A 20,306-nucleotide genomic window follows, 5' to 3' on the forward strand; every position below is an offset into this window, starting at 1 on the left:
TCCATGAAGATCGGTATAATTGATGTCACAATCACCATGTCTTATGGCGGGATCCAAACAGCAGTTTGGGAACTGGCTAAGCAATTGCATGATGCTGGGCATGAAGTTCATCTTTATGGTGGCAATGGCGATATTCGACACAATCTGGCAGGACGCCAAATACAAATTCACACTTACCCTTATACACCACGAGATAAAGTTATCGATCTCGGTGGGCGTTTTCGTCGTATTGTTGAGCGTTACACTTTTGCACGACACGCTAAAAAAGATGTTATCAGTCAAAATTTTGATTGGGTTATTTTAACGAAGCCTTTTGACTTTTTTTGGCCTTCTATGATGCCTAAATCATCCTCAACGCGTTTTTGCTATATGAGTGGGGGAACCAGTTTTTTCAAAGGTGATCGCTGGTTAGGTAAAAAGATTTCAGCATGGGTGGCATGTAGCCATTTTAATGCTTGGCAAATTCAACATCATTTTAAGCAATTCCCTAGTGTGATTTATAATGGTGTGGATATTGAAAAATTTAGACCTATGACTACCTCGTTACGTGAGCAATTAGGAATAGCTGGATCTACTTTTTTACTCTCATTTGCTGGGCGATTAGTGGGTTGGAAAGGCTTGAGTGTTGTCATCGATGCCATCGAACAGTTAAAAGGTGAAGATGTTAAGCTCTTGATTATCGGTGCGGGTGATGATCTTGAGCGATTAAAAAAGAAAGCGATTTCTAAAGGTGTTGCAGAGCAAGTCATTTTTCATCAGCCTGTCGAGCATAACGTATTACCTGAATTTTATGCAGCAAGTGACGTGGGTATTTTCCCAAGTACTGGAGATGAAGCCTTCGGTATTACGATTGCCGAAGCGATGGCATGTGCAAAACCGGTGATTGCGAGCCATATCGGTGGTATTCCTGAAGTTGTGGGTAATGAAGGTACCGCAGGGCTTTTAGTCGCATCAGGTAGTGCAGATGAAATTGTGATAGCGATTAATCATCTTCGTGGATTACCAGACAGAGGTAAGGCGATGGGAGAGCTGGCGCGTGTCCGTATAGAAACACGTTATACTTGGCAACACTCAGCACAACGTTTATTACAGGCATTGGCGTCATAATTATGAAAATTGCCTATCTTGATCCTTACCCAGTGCCTGACTTACGTGTGGCTTCATTACAAATTTTACAAAATGTGGATGCATTTGCTCGAGCAGGCGCTCAAGTGACATTAGTCACACCTAAAGGGCAATATCGAGATAGTGATATATTAGGTCGTTCAATTCATACTAATGCGAGTTTAGTTTCTTTAAGAGATATTCGCCGTAAATGGTATTTTCCATTTAATTCACAAAAACTTTTCTCATTACAGATTACTCGCTGGGTAAAGCAAAATAACGTTGATGCGTTGTTTACCCGTAATTTAAAACTAGCTTGTTATCTTTGTGAAAATTACCCAGAAATTCCTCTCTTTTTTGAGAGTCATGAAATTTTCGCTCAATCTTTTGCAGAATCTCATTCATTTGAGAAAAAAAAGAATCGTGCTAAATATCATAAGCTATTAAAAATGGAGAAATTAGTTTACAACCGAGCGACGGGCATTTTTGTTCTTACTTCATTATTAAGAGATGATATTGTTTCGCAGTATCAAGTTACTACGCCAATAACCGTGGTTCCTGATGGAGTTGATTTACATGCTGTGGCTGATTATCAGGTCAAGCCGTTAATTTCTGAGAAAAACTTTACTGAGGTATTGTATTTAGGGAGTTTGCATAAATGGAAAGGCATTCCTACCATGATGCGAGCCATGAAATATCTTGATAATGCAAGGCTGAATATTGCTGGTGGTACATCTGAGCAAATTGAAGGATTAACTTTATTAGCTCAAGAAATGGATGTAAAAGATAAAGTGAATTTCTTAGGGTTTATTGATCCAAAAAAACGTTTTGAAGCAATTGGTCAACATGATATTTGTGTACTCCCGCTTACTTTAACGAGTATTGGAAGCCGTTATACTTCTCCATTAAAGTTATTTGAATACATGGCGATGGAAAAACCGGTGGTGATTTCAGATTTCCCTTCAATCCGTGATGTTGTAGATGATAAAGCGGTAAGCTTTGCTGATAGTGGGAATGCACAGAGTTTTGCAAAACAGATAGTGCAGTTAAGAGAAAACCCACAACGAGCTAAAGAAAAAACAACCCATGCCCGCTCTCTCGTTGAAAATTATTACAATTGGGATAAGCGGGCAGAAACCATTCTAAAAACAATAGAGAAACTAATTAAGTAACCTATTGTTGTTTATCTGATGGTGTTGCTGATTGATGATTTAATAATGAGTGGCGTAACGCCAACATTAATCCCACCAAAATACCCACCTGATTGATATAGGCATTTTCAAATAATCCTCGTAATACATAAACCCCTAAGAAGGACATCAGTAATACAAGAGCAGCTTGACGAATAACCCCTTGGTTTTTTCTTATTAACTGGATACTTTGGGCAATCATTGAAGAGCAGAAATAAAGAATACTAAATAGCCCCAAAATACCGCCAGCAAACCAGAAGGCTAAAAAGATATTGTGGGGACCAATGGATTTTTTAAATATCCAATTGGGGTGGTCTTTAACTCGTTCATTATAAATATTATGGTAAAGCTGATTACCATAACCATAACCTTTAATAGGTTTTTCTAAAATAAGGTTTAATGCTGAGCTATTACTTCCATTATCAAAGCGTAGGCCACTACTTGTTTGAGTTAGTTTTTGCTTCAGCTTAGCTTTAATAATAATATTCGGTGATGATTGTATGATGACTATATATAAAATTATAGTTGTAATTATACTTATTTTTACAAGTAACCAATTCTTTTCAATAATTATTATTGATAATACAATTACTATCAATGTAACCCAAGCTCCTCTTGCTAATGTTCCAAGTATAATAAATATAATTAGGCAATTGAACACTATAAAAAACAACCACTCATAAATACTTGGTCTCTTTTTATATGTCCAATAAATTAAGTTTACAGGAAAAAAAAATAATAATGCATAGGTTATTTCTCGGTGCAGTCGTTGGCTTTGCCATGTAAATGGTTTTACTTGAGGATATTCCAAATAATACTGCACCAACTCTTTAGCCATAATCACCAATAGCCCAATCGCAAAAGCGACCATCACCATCTTCGCTATATCGGCAGGTTTCTCTTTATATAATACAATTGGAAAGGTAACGGCAAAAAGCAGTAATCCATTGAGTATCGGCTTATTAATCTCTTTTATACTGATACTGGGCTCAACCGAAATCACAATGGAATAACCAATCACCAGCAATAAAAACAGCAGTGAGAATGACAGATTATTTTTAAATATCTTACAGATAGTCTTAAAATCACGCACCAAATACCACAGCGCTGTTGCACCAATTAATCCCATCACAATATTTTTATAACGGGTGATATCCGGTAAGTAGATCAATATAATGTAAAGCCCAATAATGGATAAGTTCCAGAGGGATTTTTTACTATAGTCTTTAAACAACATCATAATAATCTGCTATCGTCCTTTCTACTTTAGGGAAGCTGATCATACAATAAAAATGATGTTATCGCTGTATCTCTTATCTGATAATAATGGAGCCACCTGTGCCTGAATTGCCAGAAGTTGAAACCAGTCGCCGAGGTATTGAGCCTCATCTTGTGGGCAATGTGTTGCACTATGCCATTGTGCGCAATAGTAGATTACGCTGGCCTGTTTCAGAGAAAATAAAAACGTTACTGGATGAGCCGATTTTAAGTGTAAAGCGTCGCGCTAAGTATCTGTTAATAGAGCTTAATACTGGATGGATCATTATCCATTTAGGAATGTCAGGAAGTGTGCGTATTTTATTAGAAGAACAACCTGAAGAGAAACATGATCATATCGATTTGATTTTTCGTGATGGCAAAGTATTGCGTTATACCGATCCACGACGCTTTGGTGCTTGGTTATGGTGTGAAGATTTAGAAACTAGTGCTGTATTAGCCCATTTAGGGCCAGAGCCGCTTTCTGATGAATTTAATGCTGAATATCTATATCAACAGTCGAAAAATAAAAAAACAGCTATCAAACCGTGGTTAATGGATAATAAATTAGTTGTGGGTGTAGGTAATATTTATGCTAACGAGGCGCTATTTTCATCGGGAATTATGCCAGATAGAAAAGCTAATAGCTTAACACAAGAAGAGAGTACGGTACTGGTGGCTGCGATTAAACGAGTATTGACGCGCTCTATTGAGCAAGGTGGCACAACACTTAAAGACTTCTTACAGTCTGATGGCAAGCCAGGATATTTTGCTCAAGAACTCTTTGTTTATGGGCGTAAAGATAAGCCTTGTTTGATTTGTGGGCAACAGATTGAAAGCATTAAACAAGGGCAACGTAGCACGTTTTTCTGCCGACATTGCCAACATGGTGAGAATGAGAGCTAAATTTTACCTAACTTTTTTAGCATTGCTGCGGTCACAACTTCAGGTAAAAATGTAGAAACATCACCGTCATGGCGCGCCACATCTTTAATTAAAGATGAAGAGACAAATGAAAAATTTTGGGATGGCAGTAGAAACACACTATCAAGATCAGGCGCAAAGTGCCGGTTCATATTTGCCAGTTGCCATTCATATTCAAAGTCAGAAACGCTACGAACACCACGAATTAAAATAGTCGCTTGTTGTTGTTTGGCAAAATTTGCCATTAGCTCACTAAAACCAACGACTTCAACATTCGGTAAATGGCTCGTCACCTCTCTGGCTAAATTAACTCGCTCTTCTAAGGTAAACATTGGGTTTTTGCGGGCGCTATCAGCAATAGCTAATAAAACGGTATCAAACATACCTGCTGCACGAGTTAATATATCGATATGACCATAAGTGATAGGATCAAAGGTTCCGGGGTAGATAGCTTTATTTTTCATGATTTACCGTCTTCTGGCTGAGTTCCCATAAAGAAGCGTATTTATTAAAGGTATACTGTGCATTAACAAATGCCAGTACTAATCCCTGTTTCCCGTCTAAAAAACCCATTCTTAACAACCAAGTCTTAAAAAAGGCACCTAATGTATGACTTAAGATGGAGCCATAACTGGTTTTTTTACCTTGTTGATGGCGTTCTTTAGCCCACTCGGTAGCATATTTTAGCTGTTTTTGCTGAAACTCCATTAAATCACGGCAGGTAAGATGCAAGAGATCACCTTGCAGCGTTTTAACTATTGCACCTTGAGTTTCTAACGACTCATGAACCAGGTTATTGTTATATTGATAACGTTCACGGGCATATAAACGCGTCACTTTATCGGGATACCAACCACTGTGCTTCATAAATCGCCCCATAAATAAGTTACGGCGAGCACAGTTATAAACTACATTTTCTTCAGGTTGCTGCAATATCGTGAGGATACTGGTTTTGAGTTCAGGTGTGACACGTTCATCACTATCGATCATAAAAATATAATCACCTGTGGCATATTGCTGCGCCAATTGGCGCTGTCTGCCAAAACCTGGCCACTCACTGTTCACAAAGACTTTTGCCCCTTTTTCTGTCGCAATACGACAGGTGTTATCTTGGCTTCCTGAATCCAATACAATGATTTCATCAGCCCATTGCACAGAGTCTAAGCATTCACCAATGATATCAGCAGCATTTTTACTGATCATCACGACAGAAAGGCGCTTGCTTTGGCTCATCAGTGGCTCCGAGGGGGAAGATAAGGTGAAAGTAGGGTGAGTAGACGCAATAATGCACCTTGGTTTTCATGAAGTACTTCAACAGCATGACGACCATAGTAACGGCGATAATCTTCATCATTAAGCAATGAAGCAATAGCAGTTGCCATCGATTCACTGTCTGTAACAGTAATTAACCCTTCAGCTTGATCGAGCTTGGCACAGATATTTTTAAAATTAAAAGTATGAGGTCCCATAATAACAGGGATAGCGTGTGCGGCTGCTTCTAAAGGATTATGACCACCACGTTCGACTAAACTCCCTCCCACAAAAGCCAGATCAGCAATACCATAGAGCAACATCAGCTCGCCCATAGTGTCGCCAATAACGACTTGGGTCTGTGCATCAGGAACAGCATCAGTGCTTCGTAACGTATATTTTAATCCCGCTTCTCGTGTTAATTGCTCAGCTTTAGGAAAACGTTCTGGGTGTCGAGGAACTAAAATTAGTAAAAGTTGTGGGAATTGTGTCAGTAGCTTTTTATGTGTTTCTAAGATAATGGTTTCTTCACCTTCATGAGTACTGGTTGCAATCCAAACAGGGCGATGGGCAGCCCATTGGCGACGTAAAGCAACGGCTCTTGCTGCTAACTCAGGGGTGACAGAAATATCAAATTTTAGGCTACCCGTTACATGTAAATGTGAACGTTTGAGCCCTAATTCGATAAAACGCTCACCATCTTCTTGGTTTTGAGCCGCAATTAAGGTGATTTTTTGGAGCATCGTTTTGACGAAACTACCTAATTTCTGATAACCCGCCGCAGAGCGTTCTGATAAACGTGCATTGGCAATAATCAACGGGATTTTTCGTTGATGTAGTTTTGAAATTAGGTTAGGCCATAGTTCGGTTTCCATAATGATAACTAATTTCGGATCAACCGTTTTAAGAAAACGATTAACTGAACCGGGTAAATCATAAGGAAGATAGACATGGTAAACATCATCACCAAATGCAGAACGTACACGTTCTGAGCCTGTTGGTGTCATGGTTGTGACCGTGATAGGCAAATCGGGATAATGATGACGAAGGGCGCGAACAAGTGGCACTGCGGCGAGTGTTTCACCAACAGAAACTGAATGTAATAATATCCCTTGAGGTACGACTTTGCCTTTGCAAAAGCCATAGCGCTCTCCCCACCGTTTGCGGTAGGCGGGTGCTTTACGGCTGCGTAATAAAAGACGCAACCAAATCAGAGGTTGAATAAGGTAAAGAAGTACCTGATATAAACGCAACAACATGCTATCAAATTCACTTATCTGGACGAACGCTTATAGTATCACACTGTGTAGTAGAAAGTGTGTAAAAACAAACGTTGTGGCGATAAACAACACGGTATAATGCTTTTTTATTAATTTTAACAGGCTTTATTCAGGAAACTTGATAGAATTTTTTTTATAATCAAATCACATTACTAATTATTCAAGTCCATTTGGAATGTTATGAGTGAAAAAATGAAGTTAATACAAAGGGTTCTTGTTATTAAGTTACGACATCATGGTGATACTTTATTGATTACCCCTGTTATTAATACATTAAAAGCTAATTTTCCAAATGCGAAAGTTGATGTCCTCATCAATAAAGAAACCATGCCAATGATTGAACATTTTTCTTCTATTCATCATATCTTTGTACTAGATAAGGCATGGAAAAAAGAGGGAAAGCTGGCAAGATTACGTCATGAGTGGAAATTACTAACAGACTTAAGAAATCAACAATATGATGTTGTTATAAACTTAGCTGATCAGTGGAATAGCGCGATAGTAACCCGTTTTACGGGAGCCAAAATTCGTATTGGGTATGATATTTATAAACGCCAAAGTCCTATTTGGAAAAAATGTTTTACGCATTTGATCCCACTAGGCTCTGTAGATGAAAAACATATTGTTGAGCAAAATTTAGCACTCTTACAGCCATTACAATTGCCTAAAACAGATACTCAAGTATCAATGACGTATAGCCATCAAGATAAACAAATTGTTATCGCAAAATTAAAAGAACATAACGTGTTGAGTTCTTATATTGTTATTCAACCGACCTCTCGATGGTTTTTTAAATGTTGGGATGAAGGTAAATGGTCAGAATTAATTGATACGTTGGAACAGGAAGGAAAACAAATTGTTTTAACATCAGGTCCTGATCCAAAAGAGCAAGAGATGGTTAATACTATAATTGAAAAGAGTACTTCAAAAAATCTAGTCTCATTATCGGGGCAGCTTTCTTTACCTCAACTTGCGGCATTAATTGATGATGCACGTTTATTTATTGGGGTTGATTCTGTTCCTATGCATATGGCTGCGGCGCTTAAAACACCACTTGTTGCCCTCTTTGGACCATCAAAATTATTTCATTGGTCACCATGGGAACATATTGGCGAAGTATTATGGGCAGGAAATTATGGTGAACTCCCAGATCCTGATGATGTCAATACTAACACACAAACGCGTTATCTCAGTTTAATACCTGTCGAAGATGTACTGAATGCCGTAAGAGGACAACTAAAATGAATTCATTCCGATTGGCTATAGTGCGTCAAAAATACCGACCTGATGGAGGCGCTGAACGATTTGTTTCTCGGGCGCTTGAAGCATTGGATAATCAAGCGGTAGAACTTAATGTGATCACGCGTTCATGGATTGGTGCTGTACAACCCCAATGGCATATTCATATTGTCAATCCAATGAAATGGGGACGGATTAGTCGTGAGAAAGGTTTTGCTCAAGGTACAAGGCAATGCTGGCAAAAAGAACAGTTCGATTTAGTACAAAGCCATGAGCGTATTGCTGGATGCGATATTTATCGTGCAGGAGATGGTGTTCATCATCGCTGGTTATTACAACGTTCACGAGTATTAAGCCCACTGCGTAGTCAATTACTGCTTAACAGCTGCTATCACCGCTATGTAATGAAAGCTGAAAAAGAGATGTATCATTCATCAGAACTGAAACGGGTTATCTGTAATTCAGAGATGGTAAAACGTGAAGTGATGGAAGACTTTGGTGTTGAAAGTGAGCGTATTAGTGTAATTTATAATGCGATTGATAATCAGCGATTTTTTCCTGCCACAGCACTTTACCGTGAACAGTTACGTCAGCAATACCAGATCCCAATAGAAGCAAAATGCTTTATTTATGTAGGTTCAGGATTTGAACGTAAAGGCTTAAAAGCGGCCATTGAAGCCATTAGTTGTACTCATGCACATTTGATTGTTGTTGGGCAAGATAAAGAGCAGAAAAAGTATCAACAACTCGCTTATCAATTAAAAAGCCATGAGAGAGTTCATTTTTTAGGTATGCAAAAAGATACTCTACCTTTATATCAAATGGCTGATGGTTTACTGTTGCCGACCTTATATGATCCTTTTCCTAATGTTGTTTTAGAAGCAATGGCATGTGGTTTACCTGTTATCACCAGTTATACTTGTGGTGGTTCTGAATTTATTGAACAAGGTATTAATGGTTTTGTCACAGATGCTTTAGATATTTCTGCAATGATAAGTGCAATAGAAACAATTTCTGCCGATAATCTTGATAATAGAATGTCTAAAGCCGCCCGAAATAAGATATTGCCTTATACGCCAGAGCATTTATCTCAACAACTGATTGGGCTTTACCAAAAGGTTCTTAGTTTATGAAGGAACATATCCTTTTTATTATTGATGGATTACCGGGTGGTGGTGCTGAAAATGTCACTATCAGGCTGTGTCATGGCTTAAGCCAGCGTGGTTATACCGTGACGCTACTCTCTTTAGCCGAAAAATGTGATTATTCTATCCCCGCTAATATTGAGTTATTGATTGATGCAGACAGCTATCGAGGATTATTTCATCGGCAAACTGAACTAAAACGTCGAGCAAAATCGATGGATAATACGTTGAAATCACTATTTGCACGTAAAGGTATTCCATCGCTTGTTGTTTCAAATTTGCATAAGACTGATAGGATTGTTGCTTTATCTAAAGAGTTGATGGATAAAAATACGTGGTATTGCATTCATGGCATATTTTCCCAATCTTATTTAGGTAATAAAACCGGTTTTTCTCGTTGGTTAAAACAAAAGAAGATCCAAAAAGTATACCAAGGGAAGAATATTATTACGGTTTCCAATGCGGCTGGGCAGGATTTGATCCAAAATGTGGGGATATCACCACAACAATTAAAAACAATTTATAATCCGTTTGATATTCAAGAAATTAGAAATCTGGCTTTAGAAAGTAATTCTTATCAAGGGCAAGATTATTTACTGCATATTGGTCGTTTTCATGAAGTTAAACGACATGACAGGTTGTTAGAGGCATTTGCGTTAGCAGATCTACCTTGTAAATTATTTATTGCAGGGCAAGGCTCTTCTGAAGTGACAACTAAAATTAAAAATAAAATAGCAGATCTTAATTTAGAAGATAAGGTGAGTTTAATTGGTTTTTTATCAAACCCATTTGCTGTTATTAAAGATGCAAAAGCGGTTGTTTTAAGCTCTGACAGCGAAGGTTTAGGTAATGTGTTAGTTGAATCTTTGATTTGTAATACACCGATTGTGAGTACCAACTGTCCTGGTGGCATTAGTGAAATTATGGAAGGTGAGCTTGCTAATTATAAAGCGGAACTAAATGCAGCATCGTTAGCAGAAAAGATGCGATTGGTTTATTTTACGCCACCTAAAATTAGACCAGAAATGTACCAAAAATTTGATATTGATGAAGTGATTGATCAGTACATATCACTTATTAAGTAATAAAGTTATTTATTTCTAAAGAAGACGTAAGGTATTTCAATGACTAAACCAGCATTTATTATCACATTAGATACCGAAGGCGATAATCTTTGGGAAAATGAGGGTGAGATCACCACTCAAAATACACACTTTCTTCCTCGTTTTCAGCAACTTTGTGAGCGCTTTAATTTTAAACCTGTTTGGCTAACAAACTATGAAATGGTTATGGATGAAGCCTATATTGAATTTGCTCGTGATGTTATTGCGCGTAATACCGGTGAAATTGGTATGCACTTGCATGCATGGAATAGCCCACCATTAACACCTTTAACGGATGATGATTTACATTATCAGCCTTATTTAATTGAATATCCCAAAGATCAAATGCGAGAAAAAATCGCATTAATGACGCACTTACTTGAAGATAAGCTGCAAACTAAAATGTTAAGTCATCGTGCAGGTCGTTGGGCTTTTAATGAGATTTATGCACAACTTTTAGTTGAGTTTGGTTACCAAGTCGATTGTTCTGTGACACCAAAAGTGGATTGGCGTTTTACTAAAGGTGATCCAGCACAAGTAGGTGGAACAAATTACACCGATTTTCCAAGCCATGCTTATTTTATGGACTTACAGGATATTACTAAAGCGGGAAATTCTTCGCTACTAGAAGTGCCGATGAGTATTCAATATAAGCACTCTCCTTTAATGAATAAAGTTAAGCAGGGTTACGATAAATTAAGAGGTAAACAAAGAGCCCCTTCAGTGAATTGGCTTCGCCCTAAAGGCGGAAATGCCCAACAGATGATTGAAGTTGCTGAAAAATCTTTAGCTCAAGGCCACTCTCATATTGAATTTATGTTGCATTCATCTGAATTTATGCCGGGTGGCAGCCCAACATTTCGTACCGAAAAAGATATTGAAGGGTTATATAACGATTTAGAAACGTTATTTAGTTTCTTGTCAGATAAAGTGCAGGGAATGACGTTAGCTGAGTATTATAAAATAAAAAATAAGGCATCATTATAATGTTTTTTAAGATGGGTTGGCAACAAGGTTCAGAATCGGAATACCGAGAAGCATATACTAAATTTGGAGGTAGTGTAATTACTTCCCCTGACTTGCTTAATTTTATTCATCAACGCTTTAATTTAGATGAGAAGTTTTATATAAGAAAAGATAGAAATAATCAAATTATGGGTGCTTTCTGTACTTGGAATGATAAGTATTTAGCGGGAGAACAGAAAATAGCACATAATTTAGGACTTTATCGTTATATGCTAAATTTCGATGAAATTATATTACCATTGTCGACAGAGGAAAAAGTATTTTTACCTGCAAAAAGTAAATTTTTATCCGAAAAACATAAAGAGCAAGTAATAAATGCATTTAAAAAAATTAATGCCCATCGCGAGATATGTTTAGTGAAATCATTTTCTAAAAAAACAATTAGCACTAGAAATAGAGAATTAAATAAATTTATTAAAAAAGGAGGGAGTGTTGTTAATGTATCTAAATATTCAGTAGAAGAATTTACGGATATTTATGATGAGCTTTATTTCAAAAGACGAAATGAACACTCAAATAAAAAAGAGATACAAGAAATATTAAATACATTCCCTAATTTAGTCTTTGGTAATATATTATGGTTAGAGAATAATCCAGTTGCCATGCAATATGTTATAAAGAAAGAATCACCAAACTGGGTTTGTTTTGATTATATTAATAGCGGAATGGATATGAGTTATCCTGATTTATCTCTAGGAACAATAGCTGCCTGGGTAAATGTCCGTGATGCAATTGAATATACAAATAAAAGAAATTTAGAATTAAGATATTGTTTTGGTAGACCAACATTTGATTACAAAGAAAGATGGTGTAACCGTTCTTCTCTACAAAGAGTAATATCAATATAGTTAGATTGATTTTTTTATGCATAATGCCTTAAAATTAAATTCTATTTTTTTAATCTTTACAATCTACTTTGGGGTGAAATGAAGAAAATAGGTACATTTTATTCTGATATTCAATTTAATAGTATTTTTATTTTCTCTACGACAATGCTTGGGGAACTTTATGTGTAATACTTCTGTGACCTGAGCTTACTATTTTGATGCACATATCATATTGTTTTCTAGCGAAAATAAGTTATTAGTTGAAAATGATAATCAAATAGACAGCATAGTAATGGCTGGTTGTCAGTACACTTTACGTAATACTTATGATGTAATCCTCCATTTGGTTTAAAAAATGGATTGTTGCCAGCATCTAGCCATGTTATTCAAAGTAAACTTGATGAAGTATTATATACATTAACTAAAAAAGATAAGGGACTTAACCCTTATCTTAATTAACTGAATTTAATTTTTAAATATCTTTTCTTTATACTTAGTCTTATTTTTTTATCAAGAATAAAACTAAGCATATTGACTTCATTAATCCTATTTTTTAATTTTTCGATAGTTTCTTTTTTTAGTTCCTTTTTATATTTATATAAATGAATTATACAGTGCGATATATTTAAATGGAGGTGTTTTTTGGGTAGTGTGTCTAGCATGGAGATTATAGCTTCAGCCATCAACTCTATTTTTTCTTTACTTAAATTATTTGATAGACTACTTGGATGTTTTATATAGTTATATAAAATACTATCAGAGTATAGGAATCTATTGGATAGATTTAGATATTTTGGGAAGAAAAAAACGTCTTCATAGCAAAAAACATCAGGAAACTCTATTTTTAACATCAGCTCCCTTAAGAAAAATTTACTACAAAGATGAGCTTGAAATTTTTTATGAACTAAAAATTCAGATATAATCTCATCTTTACTTTCTATTTTATATTTTATATTTTCTTGTTTTTCTATTATTTGTTTATTATTAAATACTTCTTGTATTTTTGTTATAAGAAGATCTGGTTTTTCTTTACTTAGAATAGAAAAAATATCCAGCATATCAAAATTAGAAAGAAAATCATCACCATCTACAAAAGTAATATATTCACCTTTACATAAGGGAATAGTGTATTTTCTTGCTTTACCAACATTATTAAAACAAACTTTTTTATAGTAAAAAGAAGGGTGTGTATTTACATATTCTTTTAATATTTCTTCTGTTCTATCGGTTGAGTTATCATCAATAAGAAGCACTTCATAGTCATTTTGATTACAATTTCTAAGAGCGTAATTAATTGAATTAACACATTTTTCTATTAATGCTTCTAAATTTTTTATATTAACGATAATAGATAAAATCATAATAAATCCTAAAATAATCTTGATGGTAAGATGTAATGCATAGAATCAGAAATATATTTTTAGGTGTAATCATAACGTCAATAGAGTCAATTAAAATTACTTTTTTGTTTACTGAAACTAAGATTAGTTAAAGTATTGAAACACATCATGCGCACTTATCTCCCCAATATCCCCACCTTCTGCTTTTACAGCCGTTTGAGCTTTACCGTAACCGCCAATTAAGCCGGGATCGGTAGGGCCAAATAGGGTGATATTGGGTTTATCTAATGCAGCCGTTAAATGGCTTAATCCTGTATCCACAGAAACGACGCTTTTAGCACCAGCAATAACCTGAGCCACTTGGGCTAATGACATCTTCGGTAACACATCAACGTAGTCAAAATCTTTTGCTAAACGTATTGCACGTTGATGTTCATGCTCGGCACCCCAAGGTAATTTAATGCGTATTCCAGAATCGGCAAGCAGTGAAATTAGCTCTCTCCAATGAGATTCAGGCCAATGTTTCTCATCACGTGTAGTTGCGTGTAAAAAGACTAAATAAGGGCGCTCATCGAAGGCGGGAAGTGAGAGAAAATGCTGTGCAATTCCATAATCACCCTGAGATTGTGGAATTGGATAATTTAAGCTTAAAGCAAACAGTTGGCGAATTCGCTCAACGGCGTGCATCTCTTTACTGACGTTGTGGCGAATATCGTAAAAGAAACTCGCCAAAGGCTCTCGAGCGCATTGACGTGAATAACCGTGCTTGGTGCCTTTGGCGTATCGAGTGACCAAAAATGCACTTTTCAGTAAACCTTGTGCATCAATAACCGCATCATAATGATGAGCTTGAATAGCGCGACGAAATTGCGCGCGTTCAGCACGAATAGGGGCACTAAACCAGCTTTTTCGCCAACGGCGTATTGCGACAGGGATAACTGTATCAATGGCTTGATGCCAGCTTGGGATCTGTGCAAAACCTTCTTCAACGACCCAATCAAAACGGATATCAGGATAAGCATCTATTGCGTCAGTTAATGCTGGCAACGTATGTAAAACATCACCCATGGAAGAGGTTTTAACGATTAATACCCGCTTCACGCTGATGGCTCCGTTGATAGTAAATTTGCTAACTCAGCAAAAACCTTCTCTGGCTGAATATCGATTAAGCTTTGGTGATAGCCTTGTTCAGCATCCCCTTTACGTACTTTGTGATAACCCGTAATTAAACGGATCACACGTGCTTTATGTGATAAAGGTGGTGTAAAGTCAGGGCTACTTGGACCATAAAGCGCCACTAAAGGACGCTCTAACGCGGCAGCAACATGCATTAAACCAGAGTCATTACTAACAACAGCTTTGCAAGATGCAATAAGATTAACCGCTTGTTCAAGACTGGTTTCACCAGCAAGATTAAAACACGCTTCTCGGGCATCAGGTGTTAAAGCTTGTTTTATCTCTTCGCCTGCTTCTTTATCTTTTTGAGAGCCAAACAAGAAGATTTGATACCCTTGCTCTGTGATAAGTTTTTGCGCTAAAGCAGCATAATGATAATGAGGCCAACGTTTTGCAGGGCCAAATTCAGCACCGGGGCAAAAACCAATGGCAGGGCGTTGAGTCGATAATGAAAATTGACTTAATGTGGTAGCAATATCATTTTCGGTAACTGATAACTTCGGCCATAACAAAGGTTGTGGTAAATCAGTCGCTTTTTGGACTTTTTGCTTGTCATAAGCTAGCGCAACATAGCGCTCAACCATCAAAGGAAATGCTTCTTTATTTAAAGGTCGCAAATCATTTAATAGCCCATAACGCATTTCTCCACGCCAACCTGTGCGCTTAGGAATATCTGCAAAAAAAGGGACTAAGGCAGATTTTAACGAGTTAGGTAATACATAAGCGTGAGTATAACCATTCTCTTTTAATTGTTTTCCTAAACGGCGACGTTCACCAATGGCTAAAGCCCCATGACCTAATGGCATCGGGATTGCATTATCAACTTCTGGCATCTTCTCTAATAATGGACGGCACCACGCAGGTGCCATCACATCAATCGTTGCCGCAGGATGTAATGCTTTCAATGTACGATAAAGACTTTGGGACATCATCATGTCCCCGACCCATGAAGGCCCTACCACAAAGATTTTCATAAACAGCGATTACTTACCTTGATTTAACCATTGCATATAAAGCTCTACGCCTTCAGCAACTGTTTTAAAAGGTGCGGTATAACCCGCTTTACGTAAATTCGTCAGATCCGCTTGAGTGAATGCTTGGTAACGACCTTTTAATTTCTCTGGAAACTCAATATGTTCGATAGAGAGATCTTTATCTTTATGATGGGCAATAACGGCATCTGCAACAGCTTGGAATGATTCAGCACGTCCTGTACCACAGTTAAAAATACCAGATACATTATTGCGCCAGAACCATAAATTAACCGCAGCCACATCTCCAACATAAATAAAGTCACGTTGGAAGGTTTCGCTACCTTCAAATAATTTTGGATTTTGACCCGCATTGACTTGGTTATTTAAATGGAATGCAACACTCGCCATGCCACCTTTATGTCCTTCACGAGGGCCATAAACATTAAAATAACGGAAGCCACAAATCATTGAATCTGCTTCAGGTAAAATCTGGCGTACATATTCATCGAATAAGAATTTTGAATAGCCGTAGACATTTAAAGGCGCTTCATATTTTCTATCTTCGATAAAGTTATCTGTACGACCGCCATAAGTTGCAGCAGAAGAGGCATATAAGAAAGGAATTTGGCGTTCAAGACAAAAATGAAGTAGCTCTTTAGAATATTGATAGTTGTTATCCATCATATATTTGCCATCCCACTCAGTAGTAGAAGAGCAAGCACCCTCATGGAAAACTGCATCAATCTCACCGAAATCATCACCAGCAACAACGCTTGCTATAAAATCTTCTTTATCCATGTAATCAGTGATATTCAGATCAACCAAATTCACAAATTTGGTGCCATCTTTAAGGTTATCAACAACTAAGATATCAGTATAACCTTCATCATTTAATGCTTTAACAATATTGCTGCCGATAAAACCCGCACCGCCAGTGACGATAATCATGTGGCTACCCCTTCATATAAAATCTAAAAATTAGCTCTAGGTCTATAATAACACTGAACAGCTTTAACGGTAGCATTCATCATGGAACAACAGACTGAAATTCTCGAAAAAAGCAGAGCGTATTAGTGATCTTAATTACACAAATAACATTAATTATTTACATTTGTCGTTTTTAATAGAACAAAGGCATAGAATAAGAAACAATACTGACTATATTGTAGTCAAACTATTTAAGTTGTCTCTTTTCGAATTGCTGTCTTAGGAGAAAGTATGTCTACTCCCGCGTTTTACCAACAAATTAATCAACAACTAGAACAAACTCGTCAAGATGGCCTCTTTAAAAATGAGCGCATCATCACTTCTTCACAAAGCGCAGATATCGCAGTTGCTGATGGAAGCCATGTTATTAATTTCTGTGCTAATAACTATTTAGGCCTCGCTAATCACCCAAAATTAATTGAAGCCGCAAAAGCAGGTATGGACAGCCACGGATTTGGTATGGCTTCTGTGCGTTTTATTTGTGGTACACAAGATTCACATAAAACATTAGAAAATAAAATCGCTGAATTTTTAGGAATGGAAGATGCCATTCTGTATTCATCTTGCTTTGATGCGAATGGTGGATTATTTGAAACACTAATGGGTCCTGAAGATGCCATTATTTCTGATGCTTTAAACCATGCGTCTATTATTGATGGTGTGCGTTTATGTAAAGCAAAACGTTATCGCTACGCCAATAACGATATGGCAGAGCTACGTGTTCAACTTGAAAAAGCCAAAGCAGATAATGCTCGCCACATTATGATCGCGACAGACGGCGTATTTTCAATGGATGGCGTGATTGCAGATCTAAAATCTATCTGTGATTTAGCCGATGAATTTGGTGCTCTTGTTATGGTCGATGATTCTCATGCTGTTGGTTTTGTGGGTGCACAAGGTCGTGGAACTCATGAGTATTGTGATGTGATGGGCAGAGTCGACATTATCACAGGTACTTTAGGTAAGGCGTTAGGTGGTGCTTCTGGTGGGTATACCGCAGCGCGTAAAGAAGTGGTTGAGTGGTTGCGTCAGCGTTCTCGCCCTTATTTATTCTCCAATTCGTTAGCTCCTGCAATTGTTTCAGCCTCTATTGCTGTTTTAGATATGTTGAAATCAGGGGATGAAATTCGTGCTCGCCTATGGCGTAACGCCTCACTTTTCCGTGAAAAAATGAGTGCCGCTGGTTTTACATTGGCTGGCGCAGATCATGCCATTATTCCAGTTATGTTAGGAGAGGCTAAATTAGCTCAAGAGTTCGCAACACGCTTACTTGATGAAGGAATTTATGTCACGGGATTCTTCTATCCTGTTGTACCTCAAGGACAAGCACGTATTCGTACACAAATGTCGGCAGCACACACTACTGAACAAATTGAGCGTGCAGTGACGGCATTTATCAAAATTGGCAAAGAACTTAATGTGATTGCATAAGGTTACTCTATGAAAGCATTGTCAAAATTAAAAGCACAAGAAGGTATTTGGATGACAGATGTTCCAGTACCTGAACTTGGTCATAACGATGTGATGATCAAAATTCGTAAAACAGCAATTTGTGGCACTGACGTTCATATTTATAACTGGGATGAGTGGTCACAAAAAACAATTCCTGTTCCTATGGTTGTAGGTCATGAATATATCGGTGAAATTGTTGCGATAGGGCAGGAAGTTAAAGGTTTTAATATTGGTGATCGTGTCTCTGGTGAAGGGCATATCACTTGCGGTCATTGCCGTAATTGTCGCGGTGGTCGTACTCATTTATGTCGTAATACTATTGGTGTGGGTGTAAATCGCCCCGGCTGTTTTGCTGAATATCTGGTTATCCCTGCCTTTAATGCGTTTAAAATCCCTGACAATATTCCTGATGAATTAGCGGCTATTTTTGATCCCTTTGGTAATGCTGTACATACCGCATTATCTTTTGATTTAGTGGGTGAAGATGTTCTGGTTTCAGGTGCAGGCCCTATTGGGATTATGGCGGCTGCAATTTGTAAGCATGTTGGGGCACGTCACGTGGTGATCACTGATGTTAATGAATATCGCCTTGATCTTGCGAAAAAAATGGGTGTCACCAGAGCCGTTAATGTCAGCAAAGAAAACCTAATGGATGTTATGAAAGAATTGGGGATGACAGAAGGTTTTGATGTGGGATTGGAAATGTCAGGTGCGCCACCTGCGTTTCGTACCATGCTTAACACCATGAATCATGGTGGTCGTATTGCGCTATTGGGTATTCCTCCTTCTGATATGGCAATTGATTGGGGACAAGTTATCTTTAAAGGATTGTTTATTAAAGGTATCTACGGTCGTGAGATGTTTGAAACATGGTATAAAATGGCAGCACTTATTCAGTCTGGCCTTGATCTCTCCCCGATTATTACTCATCAATTTCCAATTGATGAATTCCAAAAAGGTTTTGATATCATGCGTTCAGGTCAATCAGGTAAAGTTATTTTAGATTGGCAGTAATGCGTGATCTTTAAGTAAAAAAGAGCCTTTTAAGGCTCTTTTTTATTGCATTATTTTTTTACTTTATCAATTTCATTAGGATCAGGTGTGTCAGGTAATTTCTTTTTTTCTGATGAGCTAAATCCGCTGGATAATGTATTAATTAGCGTACTTTTTTTCATCGAAATAATGGCTTCTTGCGCGGGTTTTAACCAAGATGCAGGTTTTGGCTCTTTTGGTTGTTCTGTTAGTGGCACAACTTTTGGCGGTTCTGGTTGTATCGGTTTTTCTGTTTGTGGTTTTAATAGCGCACTTGGTGCCACAAGTTGAATATCAGCCGGTAATAAAGGTAATTGCTGCTGTAATGCTCTAACTGTCGAGGGATGAGGATGTCCGATGGCAATTGCGGAACCATTTTTTCTCGCTAAAGCAATAGCGCGAGCGAGTTGCTGCCTTGTTTCTGCTTCAGTCTGTACGTTATCGAGAAAAACATGTCGACGCAAAGAGGGAACTCCTGCGGCTTTTGCAGCAATGGCGGCTTGTGTATTACCAATGGTCACACTATCTAAAAAATAGAGATTAGAGTGATTAAGCGCTTTAATAACCCTATCCATTGCTTGTCTATCCGATGTCATTGCACTGCCCATATGGTTATTCATACCGACAGCGTAAGGAACATTACTAATAGCATGCTGAATAATGCGATTAATTTCAGCCTGATCCATTGATGGTTTTAGGGTATCGCGCTCTAGAGGTTGTTTGCTAATGGGCGCCATCGGCATATGGATGAGAATTTCACGCCCTTGTGCATGGGCTTTAGTCGCCACTTCTTTACCATGAGGAGAATCAGGTAAAATAGCGATAGAAACCGCAGTAGGAAGTTGTAAAACTTGGTTATCTTCTTTTTTACGATAACCAAAATCATCAATTACAATGGCTAATTTGGCTGCAAATGCAGGTGTACTTACAACCAGACTTAGCAACATTAAACTAAGTAAAAAAGAGCGCTTGCGTTGTAATGTGCCAAGTAATTTCAAA

19 protein-coding genes are annotated in these 20,306 nt (G+C 37.5%); 10 read left to right on the forward strand and 9 right to left on the reverse strand.

The features are described 5' to 3' along the window. The first annotated feature begins 3 nt into the window (after nt 1–3). Together D7029_RS00120 and D7029_RS00125 are read left to right on the forward strand one after the other, a co-directional pair. Nucleotides 4–1,107, forward strand: a complete 1,104-nt coding sequence (locus D7029_RS00120; protein ID WP_194951548.1) for a glycosyltransferase family 4 protein — start codon at nt 4–6, stop codon at nt 1,105–1,107. After that, entirely contained in the window at nt 1,107–2,276 is a 1,170-nt protein-coding gene (locus tag D7029_RS00125) for a glycosyltransferase family 4 protein (RefSeq protein ID WP_194952563.1), read from the forward strand. Before D7029_RS00120 ends, D7029_RS00125 begins: the two co-directional genes overlap by 1 nt. A gap of 1 nt (nt 2,277) precedes the next feature. Here the strand turns inward: D7029_RS00125 and rfaL are convergent, their stop codons facing one another. Beyond that, nucleotides 2,278–3,534: an O-antigen ligase RfaL gene (rfaL, locus tag D7029_RS00130; RefSeq protein WP_194951549.1), complete on the reverse strand. Its 1,257-nt coding sequence runs from the start codon at nt 3,532–3,534 to the stop codon at nt 2,278–2,280. A 98-nt stretch (nt 3,535–3,632) separates the two neighbouring features. On the opposite strand from rfaL, the gene mutM reads away from it, so the two are divergent. Beyond that, the gene (mutM, locus tag D7029_RS00135; protein ID WP_194951550.1) at nt 3,633–4,457 is read left to right on the forward strand and encodes a bifunctional DNA-formamidopyrimidine glycosylase/DNA-(apurinic or apyrimidinic site) lyase; all 825 of its coding nucleotides are present in this window, start codon (nt 3,633–3,635) and stop codon (nt 4,455–4,457) included. Here mutM and coaD read toward each other — a convergent pair. The 3 genes from coaD to waaA are packed head-to-tail and all read right to left on the reverse strand — an operon-like array spanning nt 4,454 to nt 6,985. Continuing rightward, the gene (gene coaD, locus D7029_RS00140) at nt 4,454–4,939 is read right to left on the reverse strand and encodes a pantetheine-phosphate adenylyltransferase (protein ID WP_194951551.1); all 486 of its coding nucleotides are present in this window, start codon (nt 4,937–4,939) and stop codon (nt 4,454–4,456) included. The two genes, mutM and coaD, sit on opposite strands and share 4 nt — an antisense overlap. Continuing rightward, entirely contained in the window at nt 4,929–5,708 is a 780-nt protein-coding gene (locus D7029_RS00145) for a glycosyltransferase family 2 protein (RefSeq protein WP_194951552.1), read from the reverse strand. Before D7029_RS00145 ends, coaD begins: the two co-directional genes overlap by 11 nt. Beyond that, nucleotides 5,708–6,985, reverse strand: a complete 1,278-nt coding sequence (waaA, locus tag D7029_RS00150; protein WP_075673244.1) for a lipid IV(A) 3-deoxy-D-manno-octulosonic acid transferase — start codon at nt 6,983–6,985, stop codon at nt 5,708–5,710. Before waaA ends, D7029_RS00145 begins: the two co-directional genes overlap by 1 nt. Before the next feature lie 201 nt (nt 6,986–7,186). Here waaA and rfaQ point away from each other — a divergent pair, with 201 nt between their 5' ends. The 5 genes from rfaQ to D7029_RS00175 are packed head-to-tail and all read left to right on the forward strand — an operon-like array spanning nt 7,187 to nt 12,367. Further along, on the forward strand, nt 7,187–8,251 hold the full coding sequence (rfaQ, locus tag D7029_RS00155) for a putative lipopolysaccharide heptosyltransferase III (RefSeq protein WP_194951553.1): 1,065 nt from the start codon (nt 7,187–7,189) through the stop codon (nt 8,249–8,251). Beyond that, complete coding sequence (locus D7029_RS00160; protein WP_194951554.1) at nt 8,248–9,378, forward strand: glycosyltransferase family 4 protein; 1,131 nt, start codon at nt 8,248–8,250, stop codon at nt 9,376–9,378. The genes rfaQ and D7029_RS00160 overlap by 4 nt, the downstream gene beginning before the upstream one ends. Beyond that, on the forward strand, nt 9,375–10,475 hold the full coding sequence (locus D7029_RS00165; RefSeq protein ID WP_194951555.1) for a glycosyltransferase: 1,101 nt from the start codon (nt 9,375–9,377) through the stop codon (nt 10,473–10,475). The genes D7029_RS00160 and D7029_RS00165 overlap by 4 nt, the downstream gene beginning before the upstream one ends. A gap of 39 nt (nt 10,476–10,514) precedes the next feature. Further along, nucleotides 10,515–11,480 (forward strand): polysaccharide deacetylase family protein, encoded by a 966-nt coding sequence (locus tag D7029_RS00170; protein WP_194951556.1) that lies wholly within the window; start codon nt 10,515–10,517, stop codon nt 11,478–11,480. A gap of 11 nt (nt 11,481–11,491) precedes the next feature. Then, nucleotides 11,492–12,367: an antimicrobial resistance protein Mig-14 gene (locus D7029_RS00175; protein WP_228766718.1), complete on the forward strand. Its 876-nt coding sequence runs from the start codon at nt 11,492–11,494 to the stop codon at nt 12,365–12,367. Nucleotides 12,368–12,801: 434 nt separating this feature from the next. Here the strand turns inward: D7029_RS00175 and D7029_RS00180 are convergent, their stop codons facing one another. From D7029_RS00180 to rfaD, 4 genes are all read right to left on the reverse strand, one after another. Beyond that, nucleotides 12,802–13,707, reverse strand: coding sequence for a glycosyltransferase family 2 protein (locus tag D7029_RS00180; RefSeq protein ID WP_194951558.1), 906 nt, complete (start codon nt 13,705–13,707; stop codon nt 12,802–12,804). A 123-nt stretch (nt 13,708–13,830) separates the two neighbouring features. Further along, nucleotides 13,831–14,787: a lipopolysaccharide heptosyltransferase RfaC gene (gene rfaC, locus D7029_RS00185; protein ID WP_194951559.1), complete on the reverse strand. Its 957-nt coding sequence runs from the start codon at nt 14,785–14,787 to the stop codon at nt 13,831–13,833. Then, a complete protein-coding gene (gene rfaF / locus D7029_RS00190; protein WP_194951560.1) occupies nt 14,784–15,836 on the reverse strand; it encodes an ADP-heptose--LPS heptosyltransferase RfaF in 1,053 nt (350 codons plus the stop codon). Before rfaF ends, rfaC begins: the two co-directional genes overlap by 4 nt. 9 nt (nt 15,837–15,845) lie before the next feature. After that, complete coding sequence (gene rfaD, locus D7029_RS00195; protein ID WP_194951561.1) at nt 15,846–16,784, reverse strand: ADP-glyceromanno-heptose 6-epimerase; 939 nt, start codon at nt 16,782–16,784, stop codon at nt 15,846–15,848. A 270-nt stretch (nt 16,785–17,054) separates the two neighbouring features. Here rfaD and D7029_RS00200 point away from each other — a divergent pair, with 270 nt between their 5' ends. Beyond that, nucleotides 17,055–18,254, forward strand: coding sequence for a glycine C-acetyltransferase (locus D7029_RS00200; RefSeq protein ID WP_194951562.1), 1,200 nt, complete (start codon nt 17,055–17,057; stop codon nt 18,252–18,254). A gap of 9 nt (nt 18,255–18,263) precedes the next feature. After that, nucleotides 18,264–19,289: an L-threonine 3-dehydrogenase gene (gene tdh, locus D7029_RS00205; protein ID WP_075674078.1), complete on the forward strand. Its 1,026-nt coding sequence runs from the start codon at nt 18,264–18,266 to the stop codon at nt 19,287–19,289. Nucleotides 19,290–19,339: 50 nt separating this feature from the next. Here the strand turns inward: tdh and D7029_RS00210 are convergent, their stop codons facing one another. Further along, the gene (locus D7029_RS00210) at nt 19,340–20,254 is read right to left on the reverse strand and encodes a divergent polysaccharide deacetylase family protein (RefSeq protein WP_228766793.1); all 915 of its coding nucleotides are present in this window, start codon (nt 20,252–20,254) and stop codon (nt 19,340–19,342) included. Nucleotides 20,255–20,306 lie beyond the last annotated feature (52 nt).

The sequence above is a fragment of the Proteus vulgaris genome, assembly GCF_016647575.1.
Classification (GTDB): Bacteria; Pseudomonadota; Gammaproteobacteria; order Enterobacterales; family Enterobacteriaceae; genus Proteus; species Proteus mirabilis_B.